At 59.2% G+C, this 14,023-nt stretch carries 13 protein-coding genes; 7 read left to right on the forward strand and 6 right to left on the reverse strand.

Annotation, left to right across the window (positions count from 1 at the left end; translation table 11 throughout):
• Positions 1 to 33: 33 nt before the first annotated feature.
• A complete protein-coding gene (locus ACR0JB_RS13940) occupies positions 34 to 804 on the reverse strand; it encodes a FadR/GntR family transcriptional regulator (RefSeq protein ID WP_170507370.1) in 771 nt (256 codons plus the stop codon).
• A gap of 150 nt (positions 805 to 954) precedes the next feature.
• Here ACR0JB_RS13940 and ACR0JB_RS13945 point away from each other — a divergent pair, with 150 nt between their 5' ends.
• The 5 genes from ACR0JB_RS13945 to ACR0JB_RS13965 all read left to right on the forward strand — a co-directional run bounded on the left by ACR0JB_RS13945 (position 955) and on the right by ACR0JB_RS13965 (position 7,539).
• On the forward strand, positions 955 to 2,154 hold the full coding sequence (locus ACR0JB_RS13945; RefSeq protein WP_170507373.1) for an aminotransferase-like domain-containing protein: 1,200 nt from the start codon (positions 955 to 957) through the stop codon (positions 2,152 to 2,154).
• Between the two features lie 45 nt (positions 2,155 to 2,199).
• The gene (locus ACR0JB_RS13950; protein ID WP_170398626.1) at positions 2,200 to 2,610 is read left to right on the forward strand and encodes a hypothetical protein; all 411 of its coding nucleotides are present in this window, start codon (positions 2,200 to 2,202) and stop codon (positions 2,608 to 2,610) included.
• Positions 2,611 to 2,750: 140 nt separating this feature from the next.
• Positions 2,751 to 6,206, forward strand: coding sequence for a chromosome segregation SMC family protein (locus tag ACR0JB_RS13955; protein WP_170507376.1), 3,456 nt, complete (start codon positions 2,751 to 2,753; stop codon positions 6,204 to 6,206).
• Positions 6,207 to 6,260: 54 nt separating this feature from the next.
• A complete protein-coding gene (locus ACR0JB_RS13960) occupies positions 6,261 to 6,611 on the forward strand; it encodes a hypothetical protein (RefSeq protein WP_170398631.1) in 351 nt (116 codons plus the stop codon).
• A gap of 130 nt (positions 6,612 to 6,741) precedes the next feature.
• Entirely contained in the window at positions 6,742 to 7,539 is a 798-nt protein-coding gene (locus tag ACR0JB_RS13965; protein WP_170350346.1) for a class II glutamine amidotransferase, read from the forward strand.
• Positions 7,540 to 7,551: 12 nt separating this feature from the next.
• On the opposite strand, the gene ACR0JB_RS13970 is transcribed toward ACR0JB_RS13965, so the two are convergent.
• The 3 genes from ACR0JB_RS13970 to ACR0JB_RS13980 are packed head-to-tail and all read right to left on the reverse strand — an operon-like array spanning position 7,552 to position 10,609.
• Complete coding sequence (locus tag ACR0JB_RS13970; RefSeq protein WP_170398634.1) at positions 7,552 to 8,715, reverse strand: lytic murein transglycosylase; 1,164 nt, start codon at positions 8,713 to 8,715, stop codon at positions 7,552 to 7,554.
• Between the two features lie 11 nt (positions 8,716 to 8,726).
• Complete coding sequence (gene cbiB, locus ACR0JB_RS13975) at positions 8,727 to 9,647, reverse strand: adenosylcobinamide-phosphate synthase CbiB (protein WP_170398635.1); 921 nt, start codon at positions 9,645 to 9,647, stop codon at positions 8,727 to 8,729.
• Positions 9,644 to 10,609: a threonine-phosphate decarboxylase gene (locus ACR0JB_RS13980; protein WP_480790000.1), complete on the reverse strand. Its 966-nt coding sequence runs from the start codon at positions 10,607 to 10,609 to the stop codon at positions 9,644 to 9,646. The genes cbiB and ACR0JB_RS13980 overlap by 4 nt, the downstream gene beginning before the upstream one ends.
• 184 nt (positions 10,610 to 10,793) lie before the next feature.
• On the opposite strand from ACR0JB_RS13980, the gene ACR0JB_RS13985 reads away from it, so the two are divergent.
• Complete coding sequence (locus ACR0JB_RS13985) at positions 10,794 to 11,156, forward strand: response regulator transcription factor (protein ID WP_170350350.1); 363 nt, start codon at positions 10,794 to 10,796, stop codon at positions 11,154 to 11,156.
• Here ACR0JB_RS13985 and ACR0JB_RS13990 read toward each other — a convergent pair.
• Positions 11,138 to 12,127, reverse strand: coding sequence for a glutathione S-transferase family protein (locus ACR0JB_RS13990; RefSeq protein ID WP_480790001.1), 990 nt, complete (start codon positions 12,125 to 12,127; stop codon positions 11,138 to 11,140). The genes ACR0JB_RS13985 and ACR0JB_RS13990 overlap by 19 nt on opposite strands.
• A gap of 213 nt (positions 12,128 to 12,340) precedes the next feature.
• Between ACR0JB_RS13990 and ACR0JB_RS13995 the strand changes: the two genes are divergently transcribed.
• Positions 12,341 to 12,694 (forward strand): hypothetical protein, encoded by a 354-nt coding sequence (locus ACR0JB_RS13995; protein ID WP_170350352.1) that lies wholly within the window; start codon positions 12,341 to 12,343, stop codon positions 12,692 to 12,694.
• A 148-nt stretch (positions 12,695 to 12,842) separates the two neighbouring features.
• On the opposite strand, the gene ACR0JB_RS14000 is transcribed toward ACR0JB_RS13995, so the two are convergent.
• The gene (locus ACR0JB_RS14000) at positions 12,843 to 14,015 is read right to left on the reverse strand and encodes a MalY/PatB family protein (RefSeq protein ID WP_170377495.1); all 1,173 of its coding nucleotides are present in this window, start codon (positions 14,013 to 14,015) and stop codon (positions 12,843 to 12,845) included.
• Positions 14,016 to 14,023 lie beyond the last annotated feature (8 nt).

The raw sequence follows: 14,023 nt of genomic DNA on the forward strand, positions 1-14,023 counted from the left end.
GTTGGACGCTGCACTGATACCTCGCGCGCCTCTTCAGGTTTGACCAGTCTCATGCTGCAGCCGTTGCTGTGCGATGGCTTCGTTTCGCAGGGCTTTCTGGTGATCTTCCATACAGCTCTGGACATAGTTCAGATGCTGCTGGACTGCATCGCGGGCTGCATCGGGGTCGCGTGCCTGCAGGGCTGTGTTGATCGCGCGGTGCTGGTCCAGAATGGCACCACGCGTTGTGCGCTGCTGAAACATCATCTGACGATTGTAGAACACGCCCTGTTGCAGCAGGTCGTACATCGACCGCATCATATGCAGCATAACTACGTTGTGGCTGGCCTCGATGATGGCCATGTGGAATTGCGCATCCAATTGTGCCTCGTCCTGAGGGGCATTGCGCGCATGCGCAGCCTGCATCTTGTCGAAAATCGCCTGAACCACTTTCAAATCGCTGTCTGATCCCAGCCGTGCGGCACGCTCGGCCGCCAACCCTTCTAGATCGCGGCGGAAAGACAGATAGTCGAACACCGCTTCTTCGTGGCTGCTGAACAGCCGAACCAGCGCCGGGGAAAAGGCAGAGCCCAGAACCTCGGCCACATAGATACCGGACCCGGCCTTGGCGGTCAGCAACCCCTGATCCTGCAATTCCGAGATCGCTTCGCGCAACGAGGGGCGCGATACGCCCAGCCGCTCTGCCAACTCGCGTTCCGCCGGAAGCCGCTCGCCTGGGCGCAGGATGCCACGCAGGATCAGCAATTCGATCTGTTTCACCACTGCGATGGACAGCTTTTCAGTCTGGACTTTTTGAAAGGGCATGTCGGCTTTTCCGAAATTGGTCAAATCATATGACCACGTAATATTGACCGGTTCAAGAACAGGTGAATGTTGGTTCGAAATATTAGGTCAGAATGATTGACATTAAATAAATCACGCTTAGTCTGCGCTGCGAGGTAGGGGAGGAGACCAATGTCGACCAAAGACCTGTTTGCCACGCGAACAAAGCGGATGAAGGCGTCCGAGATACGCGAATTGCTCAAGCTGTTGGACCAGCCGGGCATTATTTCCTTCGCGGGAGGAATTCCGGATCCAGCGTTGTTTCCGGCAGAGGGTTTTGCCGCTGCGTTCCAGAACGCACTGGGCACTGAACTAAGAGATCAGGCGCTGCAATATTCCGTCAGCGAGGGCTATGTCCCGCTGCGGGAATGGCTAGTCGATCACATGCGCCAGATCGGGATCGACTGCGGGCTTGATAACATCCTGATCACGTCGGGTTCGCAGCAGGCACTAGACTACTTGGGCAAGTTGTATCTGTCGCCGGGTGATACAGCACTGGTCGGATGGCCCACCTATCTGGGGGCATTGGCCGCGTTCAATGCTTATGAACCGCGCTTTGACCGGCTTGGCATCAACGGCAACCGCAGGGCGGCTGAATACGCTGCCGCAGCGGGTGAGGGGGCTGTTAAATTTGCGTATCTGTCGCCTGACTTTGCCAACCCGACCGGAGAAACTGTAGACCTGCGCGGCCGCGAATCCCTGCTCGATCTGGCGGACGAATTGAACTGCGCTGTGATCGAAGACGGCGCCTATCAGGCCCTGCGCTATGATGGGGAAGCAATTCCGCCAGTTCTGGCGTTGGAATTGGCGCGCAAAGGGTCGATCGAAAACTGCAGGACGATTTATTGTGGCAGCTTCTCGAAAACTTTGTCTCCGGGTCTGCGGGTGGGATGGGTCGTGGCGGCCAAGCCGGTGATCTCGCAGCTGGTGTTGATGAAACAAGCGGCTGACTTGCATTCCGCGACGATCAACCAAATGGCTATCAACGAAGTGGCGCGTGCCTGCTTTGATACGCACATCCCCATGTTGCGCCGCGTTTACGGCGCACGACGCGATGCGATGCTCAGCGCATTGCGCGAACATATGCCCGGTGGGGTGGACTGGACCAAGCCCGAGGGTGGCATGTTCATTTGGGTGACCCTGCCCAAGGGCCTCAGCGGGGCTGACCTGCTGGCCAAAGCGCTTGAGACTGTGAAGGTGGCATTTGTTCCGGGCCAGGCGTTTTTCCCGGACGAAACCGGGGCCAATACTATCCGTCTGAGCTTTTCGAATTCGGATGAGGCAACAATCCGCGAGGGTATCCGCCGGTTGGGCGACGTCCTGCGAACCTAAATGCAGGAAAGGTTCTGTTAACCATATTGCGGCAATGCTGGCCGCATGATCCGGTATCTGTTCCTCCTATCGGTGCTGGCCGCCTGTTCGGCCGGCACCCCCTATTTCCGGGATATCCCTGCAACCCGCATCGCCGTGAACGGCAGTGTCTTTGACGTACGCGTGCGCGGGGATCTGGCCGAGGCCGTGCGGATCAACACCCAATACGCCCCGCGTCTGGGGCCGATCAAAGATCGGGCGGGGCTGGCCATGGCGCAGGTTTCGGGCTGTCCAATCCTGGATGTACTGGGCGACGCCGCGGTGACCGTTGGTGTGCTGGGCTGTGACCACGAGGCGGGGGAACGTCTGTTGCTGACCGCCATCTCGACACCGAATTACGAATGCGTCGATTATGGTGTTTATGAGGATATCGGGAAGGAGTACGGCTTTCAGGTGTTCGAGTGTACGCCGTACTGAGATACGCGTATTCCTGCGCATTTCGGCAAGATATTGTGGATAAGTCGGGGTGATATCCCATATCCTGCGCAACTTCGTTGACTCAGCCCCCATCCGTTGCGCAGACTTCCTTCACATAGGAATCACAGGACTCATTGCCTTTGCGCTTTAGCAAACTCAAACTTACCGGCTTCAAAAGCTTTGTTGATCCGACCGATCTGATCATTGCGGATGGGTTGACCGGTGTGGTGGGCCCGAATGGCTGCGGCAAGTCCAACCTTCTGGAAGCTCTGCGTTGGGTGATGGGGGAAAACCGCCCCAAATCCATGCGTGGCGGCGCGATGGAGGATGTGATTTTTGCAGGCGCCGCGACGCGCCCAGCCCGTAACTTTGCCGAAGTTGTCCTGACCATGGACAACTCGGAACGGCTGGCACCGTCAGGGTTCAACGACGCGGATCAGCTTGAGATCGTGCGTCGCATCACCCGCGACGTGGGCAGCGCCTATAAGACCAATGGCAAGGACGTGCGGGCGAGAGATGTTCAGATGCTGTTCGCCGATGCTTCGACAGGTGCGCATTCACCTGCGCTTGTTGGGCAGAACCGCATTGCCGAACTTATCAACGCCAAACCCCGCGCCCGCCGCCGCATTCTGGAAGAGGCCGCAGGTATCTCGGGTCTTTATCAACGTCGGCACGAAGCCGAATTGAAGTTGAAGGGCACTGAATCCAATCTGACCCGCGTCGACGATGTGCTTGAACAACTGGGCGGTCAGCTTGCGCAACTGGCGCGCCAGGCCCGTCAGGCCGCGCGCTATCGCGAGATTGGCGAGCAACTGCGCCAGGCCGAAGGCATGTTGCTCTATCGTCGCTGGAAAGAGGCAGACATGGCCCGCCAGCAGGCCGAAGAAAAGCTGCGCGAACGGATCACCGAGGCGTCGCGGGCCGAGGCCGAAGCCCGCGCGGCCGCCACCAAACGTGCCGAAATCGAAGAGACCCTGCCACCTCTGCGCGAAGAAGAAGCCATCGCCGCCGCCGTCCTGCAACGCCAGCAGGTACAACGTGATGCCCTGTCGGATCAGGAAACTCGCGCCCGCCAGACCATTGAGACGCTGACCAACCGTATTCAGCAATTAGGCAACGATATAGAACGCGAAACCGGCCTGAATCGCGATGCCGGCCAGATGATCGAACGTCTGGAATGGGAAGCGCGCGAATTGGCCAAGGCGGCCGAAGGGCACGAGGATAAGGTGGCCGAGGCTGCCGAAATCGCGCGTGAAGCGGCGTCAGTGTTGCAGGACCGCGAAGATCATCTGTCGCAGGAAACCGAGGATATGGCGCGCTTGGTCGCCCGCCACCAATCGGCGCAGCGTCTGGTTGAAGACAGCCGCAAGACGTTGACTCGATCCGAGGCCGAAGAGGAAAAGGCCCGCAGCGCCGTGGATGAGGCGCGCGAAGCTTTGACCAACGCAAGCGACGCGTTTGAGACTGCGCAAGAGGGCGAGGAAGAAGCCCGCGAGGCGGCTGAGGCCGCCGAGGAAGCGCTGGCCGCAGCGGATGAGCTGCGCAATGATACGCAAGCGCGTGAGGCTGAGGCCCGCGCACAACGGTCTGAGGCCGAGGGCGAACTGGGCGCGATCCGTGCCGAAACCTCAGCGCTGGCAAAGCTGGTGGAACGCGACACAGCCGAAGGCGGTCAGGTTCTTGACCTGCTACGCGTCGAACCCGGTTACGAAAAGGCACTCGGAGCTGCACTGGCCGATGATCTGCGTGCCCCACTGGTCGAAGGGGACGGTCCATCGGGTTGGGTGCAGGTAGCGGGCTATGATGCTGATCAGCCATTGCCGGATGGGGTTGAACCGCTGGCGCTGCATGTGTCTGGCCCGGATCGCCTGAGCCGTCGGATCGCGCAGATTGGTCTGGTTGATGCGGATCAGGGTGCGCGTTTGCAGGCTTCGCTGAAGCCGGGGCAGCGTCTGGTGTCCCGGTCCGGCGATTTGTGGCGGTGGGACGGGTTCCGCGCCTGGGCTGAGGATGCACCAAGCGCCGCTGCCCTGCGGCTGGAGCAGCTCAATAAGCTGGAGGCGCTGAAACAGGAGCTGACCCGCACCGAGGCACAGGCCGAAGGTGCCCGCGCCGCGCATGAGGCGTTGTCGCAGCAACTGGCTGATGTCACTGAAGCGGACCGCCGCGCCCGCGATGCCCGCCGCGCCGCCGATCAGCGTATGGCCGAAACCGCTCGCGCGCTCAGCCGCGCCGAAGCTGACCGCAATCTGGCGCAAGGCAAGCTTGAGACCCTGTCGCTGGCCGTGGATCGCCACAAAGAGGACGCCATGTCCGCCCGCGCGCTGCTGCGCGAGGCCGAGGGTGCGTTGACCGGTCTGGGCGATCTCGACACCGCCCGCGCGCAGGTCGAAGATATCAAACAGACGGTTGAGGCTGCGCGGATCACTATGCTGACCCATCGCTCGTCCCATGATGAATTGCGCCGCGAGGGCGAGGCCCGCACGCGACGTTCGCAAGAGGTCACAAAAGACCTCAGCGGTTGGAAGCATCGTCTGGAAACGGCGGAAAAACGGATATCAGAACTGGCCGAACGCAAGGAAAGTTCGGAAGAAGAGCTGTCCGAAGCGATGGCAGCGCCCAGCGAGATCGCCGAAGCCCGCGAGGAGCTGAACGAGCTGATTGAAACCGCCGAGGCCCGTCGCGCCGAGGCCGCCGATAAGTTGGCCGAAGCCGAAACCCAGCAGCGCGAAGTGGTGCTGGCCGAACGGGATGCGGAACGTCAGGCTTCGGAAGCACGCGAATCCCGCGCGGCGGCAGAAGCACGTTGTGATGCCGCCAAGGAAAGCGTGACTGCAACGGCAGAACGGATTGCTGAAGATCAGCAGCTGACCCCGAACCAGTTGCTGAATCAGTTAGACGTGAACCCCGATCAGATGCCTGCCGCCGACGCGCTTGAGGCCGAAGTGAACCGTCACAAGCGCCAGCGCGATGCGATGGGTGCGGTGAACCTGCGCGCTGAAGAAGATGCCAAAGAAGTTCAGGAAGAGTTTGACACACTGAACAGCGAAAAGGCGGATTTGGAAGAGGCAATCAAAGCCCTGCGCTCTGGTATCGCCAGCCTCAACCGCGAAGGCCGCGAACGTCTGTTGACCGCGTTTGAACAGGTGAACTCAAACTTTGCCATGCTGTTCAAGCACCTCTTCGGCGGTGGCGAGGCCAATTTAGTTATGGTCGAAAGCGACGATCCGCTGGATGCCGGGCTTGAGATCATGTGCCAGCCGCCGGGTAAGAAACTGTCGACGCTCAGCCTATTGTCGGGCGGTGAACAGACCTTGACAGCGACGGCCTTGATTTTTGGCGTCTTCCTCGCCAATCCGGCCCCGATCTGCGTGCTGGATGAGGTCGACGCGCCGCTTGACGATGCCAATGTCACTCGGTTCTGCGACCTGCTGGATGAGATGTGCCGCCAAACCGATACACGTTTCCTGATCATCACCCACCACGCGGTGACGATGGCGCGGATGGATCGTTTGTTCGGCGTGACCATGCAGGAACAGGGCGTCAGTCAACTGGTCTCGGTCGATCTGAAAAAGGCCGAGCAGATGGTCGCTTGACCCATCACTGCAACGTTATGCCCTTTTCATCACCACTCGGGGTAGGGTGTTGGTATGACCCGTCTTTTGATCCTTATCCTGCTGATCGCAAGCCCGGTATGGGCGGCGGAATGGCCAACCAAACCCGGAGATGTTCCCCTGACGCCAACAGAACTGGAGGCGCTGGCCGGGCGCACACTGACCTTTTATGATGATGGGCAGTCCAGTTTCTCAGTCGGCGGAGCCTACTCTTACACCTATGCCAGCGGCGAATCCGCCTTTGGCACCTATTCGATCGCCGAGGATGGCAGCGTCTGCATCCAGTACAGAAACGGGTTCGACCGCTGCGATTTGTATGTGCGCAGCGGCGAACGACTGATCCTGATTGATCAAAAGGGCGATCGTTATCCGGTGCGACCGGAGTAATTGATTGCCAAATGTGAACTCTGGTTGTCATTTGATAGAAGAAATTCCAAAAAAGTTGGAAATTTGGGAAAAAAACTACACAATGAGTTGATATACCAGCCACATCTGAAATTTTTGAATAGGCGAACAGATGTGTCGGTTTCTGGCTTGGGTCGGCGAGCAGCGGTATCTTGATGAATTGGTTCTGGATCAAGAGCAATCTCTTGTCATTCAGAGCCGCAACGCGCTGATCGGGAAGACGCCCGTAAATGCCGATGGATTTGGGCTTGCGTGGTATTCTGATCGTGAGACGCCATGTTTTTATAAAGATACACACCCAGCCTGGTCGGACGCAAACCTCAAGCAATTGACCCATCATACCAGATCGCGCCTTTTCCTGGCCCACGTTCGGGCTTCGACCGGGACAGCCACGTCTCGGAACAACTGTCATCCTTTTGGGGTCGGTGCATGGAGCTTTATGCACAATGGCCAAGCCGGAGGGCATGATCTGATCCGGCAGGAACTGGACGCGATGATCCCGGCACATCTGTATGGGTATAGATTTGGCGCAACAGAAAGCGAAGCGATCTTTCTGATCGCGCAAGGCGAGGGGCTAGACGCTGACCCGGTAGCAGCAATGTCCCGAGCGGTCGCGCGAGTGGAGGCGGCGTCAAGACGATGCGGTGTGTTACCCTATCTTAGGTTCGCGGCCTGCTGGTCAGATGGAGAACGTATATTTGCAGCGCGTTATGCTTCGGATCGGTACGCGCCGAGCCTGCATTACCGTCGCTGCAAAGATGGTATTATCATCTCATCAGAACCATTGGATGGTGACAGCGACGGCTGGGTCGAAATTCAGCCGAACACTGCAATCGAAACGGAAGGATCAGAGATCATTTCACACGCGTTCGAACCTGGCCGAGCACTTTTTGCGGCAAAAAGCGCGTAATCCAACAACGTTTTACAAACGTCCAAGCAATTCGGCCGTCGGCCAGGCATCCGCCGGTAATCCGAGCCGCGCTTGTTCGGCCTGAACAGCAGCCCGTGTACCCGCGCCCAGAATTCCGTCGATTTTGCCTACATCATACCCGCGCGCCTGTAGCTTGCTTTGCAGTTGTTTCATTTGTGCGCCTGAAAGCCCCTGTGAAGCATTACCGGCATCATAGATTTGACCACCTTCCAGCCGTGTGCCGAAATAGGCGGCGGTTAGAACGTAGACAAAGCTCTGATTCCATTCGAAATAGACATCGAAATTCGGATAGGCCAAAAAGGCCGGGCCGTTGCGGCCCTGCGGCAATATCAGCGATGCGGGCAAGTTAGCCAAAGATCCGTTGCGGGCCTGCACACCCATGGCCTGCCAGTCGGACACTGGGCGCGGTTTGCCCGGGCCGGACAGCGACCAGTCCATTTGCGCGGGCACCGTCACCTCTTGCAGCCACGGCTGCCCCGGCTGCCAGCCCAGGTGCGACAGCATCTTGGCGCCCGACATCAGCGCGTCCGGCGCGGACGTTTTCAACGAGACCGTGCCATCTCCGTCCCCGTCGACACCGTTTTCTAGAATGTCGCGAGGCAGCATTTGCACCATTCCAATCTCACCAGCCCAGGCACCGGTGGTGCGACTCGGTTCGAAATTGCCCTGTTGGTACAGCTCAATGGCCGCAAAGATCTGTGGTCGGAACAATTCTGGGCGGCGGCAATCATGGGCCAGTGTCACCAGCGCGTTGCGGGTGTTGAAGTCGCCCTGAAACGCGCCATAGTCGGTCTCGAACGCCCAAAAGGCCAAAAGAACCCCGCGTGAGACGCCGTATTCCTGCTCAATCCGATCAAACACCGCATCATATTTGCGTGACATGGCCTGACCCCGGTCGATCCGGTTTTGCGAGATCAAATGGCGTGAGAAGTCGATGAACGGTTTCTGAAACACACCCTGCGTGCGGTCGGCTTTCAGGACGGCGCCGTCCTGCTGCACGCCGTTGAAAAACGCATTGACGGTGGATTTGTCGAACCCTTGCTGTATGGCCTCAGCCTTCAGCCCTTTGACGAAGGAATTGAATCCGCCACCGCATTGGGCAAGGGCGGGCGAGGCGAGCAGAACGGCGGCAACAAGGCCAGAGAGAATGCGCATGGGCAGGTCCGTCAGAGAATAAAGCTAACCCCAACCCACACCGATAGAAGGCCAAGCGCAAGCCCCCAAACGGTCCACAGCATGTTACATGCGCGGAAAACCTCTGACGCGCCGATTTCGCGCGGAGCATCGCCGTTCACCCAGGCTAGATCGCGGACTTTACCGTCATAACTGCGCGGGCCCGCAAGGGCCACGTTCAGGGCGCGCGCCATGGCGGCCTCGGGCCATCCTGCATTGGGAGAGATATGGCGGCGCGCATCCGCGACCATGTCAGGCCAGCGTGCCCATTGGCCGGACAGTGCCACGATCATCAGGCAGGTCAGGCGTGCGGGGATCAGGTTCAGCATGTCGTCCAGTCGGGCGGCGGCCCAGCCAAAGTCGCGGTACTTTTCGGTGCGGTAGCCGATCATACTGTCGGCGGTGTTGATAGCCTTGTAAATCAGCAACCCCGGCAACCCGGCGAGCAGGAACCAGAAAGCAGGTGCGATGACCCCGTCGCTGAGGTTCTCAGCCGCGCTTTCGATCGCAGAGCGGGCAACCTGCGCCTCGGTCATGTCGCGAGTGTCGCGGGACACGATCATCGCGACCTTGGCGCGGCCCTCGGCCAAGGACACGCGCAGCCCTTCGCCCACATCGCGCACATGCGACACCAGCGATTTCTGCGCCAGCAGGGTGGCGCAGAGTATGATCTCAGCGACTGGTCCTAGCAGTGCCAGCAAACGCCCAAGGATCAATGCGCCAACGACCAGCATTATCACTACTGCGACGCCTTTCATTCGCCGCTGCGCGCCGTGGTTCAGGTGCTTGTCCAACCACCCGATGATGTTGCCCATCACGACGGCCGGGTGGCGAACACGCGACCAGAGCCAGCTCGGCTCACCCAATGCCGCGTCCAGACACATGGCGCAGACCAGCATGAAAGTGATGCTCACAGTGCGGCCTCCAACCTGCTCCATCCATCCGCTGGGGGCAGGCCAAGTCGCAAGTAGGTCTGGGAATAGGGGAAGATGCGGCTCCAGATTTGGGCTTGGGCCAGACGGTCCTGCCATTGGGCTGCGTTTTCGACGGTGTAGAGGCGAAACAGCGAGGTGCCCCCGACCAGGGTGGCTCCTTTGTTGATCAGTAATCGATCCAGCCGGTCAGACTCGGCGGTCAGGTGCTGACGGGTGGAACTGGCCCAGTCAAGGTCCCGCAAAGCCTGCTCTCCGATCCGCAGGGCAGGGCCGGACACGGACCAAGGCCCCGTCAGGTCGTTCAGCCGGGCGATCAGGTCAGGATGACCGATGGCAAACCCCAGCCGCAGCCCGGCGAGCCCCCAGAACTTGCCAAAGCTTTTCAGCACGATCACACCGGGGCGCGCGGCCAGATGGATCAGTGAAACACCGGGGCTGACATCGCAAAAGCTCTCGTCGATCACGGTCAGCGGGGCGTTTGCATCCGCCTTGGACCAAATCCGGCCATCGGGATTGTTGGGATGCACGATGACACGGGCGTCGGCTGGGCCGTTGGATTGAACGGTCCAGCCTTGCGCGGCGAAGGCGGCGGCATGTTCGTTGTAAGTGGGCGTTGTGATCTGAACCCGACCACGGGCGGCCAGCGCCGGAATGCGGGAGATCACCGCCGATGCGCCGGGCGCGGGCAGGATTGCGGCCCCATTGGGCACTGCCCAGAACTGGCGGGCGGCCTCAGTCAGGCGCTCGAAGGCACCATGATCCGGCAACTCAGCCCAGTCTGAAGGGATCAGTCCAGACACCTGATAGGGGTGAGGATTTATCCCGGTGGACAGGTCCACCCAATCGGTGCGCGTGCCGCCATAAGATGCGATGGCCCCGTCCAGCCCTCCGCCATGGTCGCGTGCGGCGCGCGGGTTCAAATTCTCGGTAGGGCTTGCCATGGGGTTTCTCGCTGGAATCGCCTGTTTCGGCCCGTTTCAAGCGGATTTTTGCCGTCTACACAAGCGAATCCGCAAGTTCCGGGCCTTGCGGCAACGTCGTTAACGCTTTGTTAAGGAATAAGCGTGATCACAATTCACGGGGGGTCGGCACCATTCACTCTTTTTTGGGCCGAGGTTGTCGCAAATGAATGTTTTGATTGTTGAGAGTAACCCCGACCTTGGTCGGGTCTGGAAAAGGCATCTTGAACGGCACGGCACCGAAGTGACGCTGGTGGCCGGGCAGGAGGCAGCGATTCTGGCGCTGTATGGTCAGGAGTTCGATATTATCGTGCTGGATCTGGTGCTTGAAACCGGCAGCGCGCTGGCCGTGGCCGATTTTGCCAGCTATCGCCGCCCCGAGGCGCGGGTGATCTTTGTCACAAACACCACCTTTTTCTCGGATGGTTCGATCTTTGCCCACAGCCCGAATGCCTGCGCCTATGTGCAAAGCGCAACGCCGCCAGAGGATCTGGCGGCGATGGTCGAACATTACGCGGCGGGTCGCTGACCGCGCCCGTGGGGCTGCAGATAATCCAAGGATGGGTTCACTGGGATGATCCGGCTCGGATTGATTGTTTCGTGGCTGTAGTGATAGTGGCGCACGATATGGTTCATATTTACCGTCTGTGCGACACCGGGCCATTGATATAGCTCGCGTGTGTAGGCCCACAGGTTCGGATAGTCGATCAACCGCCGCTTGTTGCATTTGAAATGCAGATGATAGACCGGATCAAACCGGATCAGGGTGGTGAACAGCCGCCAATCTGCTTCAGTCACCTGATCGCCCATCAGATACCGGTTTCGGGCAAGGCGATCCTCAAGCCAGTCCAGTGTGTCGAACAGGGGATGCACGGCGGCGTCATAGGCCTGTTGTGTGGTGGCAAAACCGGATTTGTAGACCCCATTGTTGATGTCGGAATAGATGCGGGCGTTGACCTCTTCGATCTCGTCCCGTATCGCCTCGGGCCAGTAGTTATCGGTGTTGCCGGTAATGCCGTCAAAGGCCGTATTGAACATACGGATGATTTCCGAACTTTCGTTCGAAACGATGGTCTGTTGTTGCTTGTCCCACAGGATCGGCACAGTGACACGTCCCGAATAAGCTGGATCAGCCTTGGTATAGATTTGATGGGCGTAATCGAATCCATAAAGGGTGTCGCCGGTTGCACCGTGGTCGTCAGTTTCAAAGGTCCACCCCTTGTCCAGCATGTCTGGATGCACCACCGAGACGGAAATCAGATCGCTCAGCCCTTTTAGTTCGCGAAAGATCAGTGTGCGGTGTGCCCAGGGGCAGGCGTGGCTGACGTAGAGATGATAGCGATCCGGTTCCGCCTTGAAACCGTCCTTGCCGGACGGCCCTGCGCTGCCATCTGCGGTCAGCCAATTGCGAAACTGCGCGGCGCTGCGTTTGAAGGCGCCGCCAGTAGATTCGGTGTCATACCATGTGTCGTGCCATTTGCCGTCGACCAACAGGCCCATTGCGTATCCTCCGCTTGTGCGTTTCGACAAACATAGGGTGTTGAACACAGCCATGACACGTGAAGGGTCGCGCACTGGCTCTGCGTCTGCGCACAGGGCATGCGATGATTTCCCAGCAACAGATCGTCAGCGCATGGCGCTATGTGACGGCCTTCACTGGATTTTTACAGTTGAGCCGTCACAATGGAATCCATTGCCGGGGGAATAATTGTTATGAGTACCTATGTTTCAAAGGAAATAAGCGCAGAATTGGACGCGGCGCGAATCGCGGGGTTGAAGAAAACCAGCCGCCTTCGTGTCGAAGTTGACGACAATACGTTCAAAATACTCAGATTGTGGAAGGATGGCTTTACGGTTGAGGCCGCTACGACACCGCAATTGCGTGGATTGGTCGATATCTACGACGGTGCGCGCCATTTGTATCAATGCCTGATCATCGCCGATGATGAAGAGGCCGGTGAGATGCGGTATGATTTTAAGCGTAGTACGGCCGCGGCCGACAAGGCCCCGCTGGATTTCTACCGCGCACCCGACGCGCCGATTGCTTTGCTAGGGCACAAAGACTAGGGACGGATTTTTCGAACAGGATGTAATCGGTTTGGTTGCTTGCGGCACCAATGCGGCGCGGGCGTGCGCAGGTCTAATCTGTGCCAGCTAATCCACGCCGTGGCAGCCAGTACGACAAGCAGGATCTATAGCTCAATCTAGCGCGACGCTATTGAAGGTCGCCAAACGCGCGTTTCAGGCGCGCGCAGGCTTCCTCGACGCGGCTGCGCTGGGTGGCCAGATTGAACCGTTCGAAAGTTTCTCCGCCAGCGCCGAATCCGGGGCCGGAGGAGGTGGCAATCCGGGCGTCCTCGCGCAGACGTCGAACAAATTCGTCGTGATCCATCCCGGTGCCCGAGAAATCGACCCAGGCCAGATAGGTGGCCTGCAGGGGCATTGACCACAGACCCGGTATTTCGGCGATGGCGGCGTCAAATAGTTTGCGGTTGCCGTCCAGATGCGCCACCTGCGTATCCGCCCAGGCCGCGCCTTCCGGTGAATAGGCCGCAGTGATCATGGCCACGCCTAAGGCACTGGGCGCATAGTCCAACGTTTTCAACCGATGCCGCATAGTGGCGCGCAGCTTGTCATCGGGGATGATCATGTTGCCGGTCCGCTGCCCTGCGATGTTGAACGTCTTTGACGCCGCAGTCAGCGTCACGGTCCAGGGGCGTGCCTCGGGCGCGGCCTTGTCCATCGGCACGAAGGTATGACCGGGATAGACCAGATCCTGGTGAATTTCATCCGACACAAGGATCAACCCGTTGCGTTCGGCAAAGGCGGCGACGGCCCGCAGCTCCTCGGGGCTCCAGACCCGACCCGACGGGTTTTGCGGTGAGCACCACATCAACAGTTTTTCAGACCCGTCCAGCCGTGACTGTGCATCCTCAAGATCAATGCCATAGCTGTCGCCTTGCCGCGCCAGCGGGCATTCCACCACGCGCCGCCCAGCGGTGTTAATCTTATGAGCAAACTCGTGATAGACCGGGGTAAAGATGACAACACCATCCTCCGGCTGGGTCCAGACATCCAGGCACAGGGCAATTGCATTGCCCAACCCTTGCGAGGTCAGCACCCAATCGGTGTCAATCGCCCAATCGTGACGGTTCTGCATCCACCACTGTACAGCGGCCAGATATTGCGGGTGTTCCCAGGTATAGCCAAAGGCCCCGTGATCGGCGGCATCCCGGACAGCCTCGATTACGCAAGGCGCGGTGGCATAATCGGAATCGGCGGTCCACATGGCCAGCCCATCCTGCGGCGAGACACCGTACAGCTTTTCCATCTTGTCCCATTTTGAGCTGTTGGTGCCCCGGCGGTCGATCAGGTCGTTGAAAGTCATGTCTGCTC

The sequence above is a fragment of the Ruegeria sp. BI7 genome (assembly GCF_056537925.1).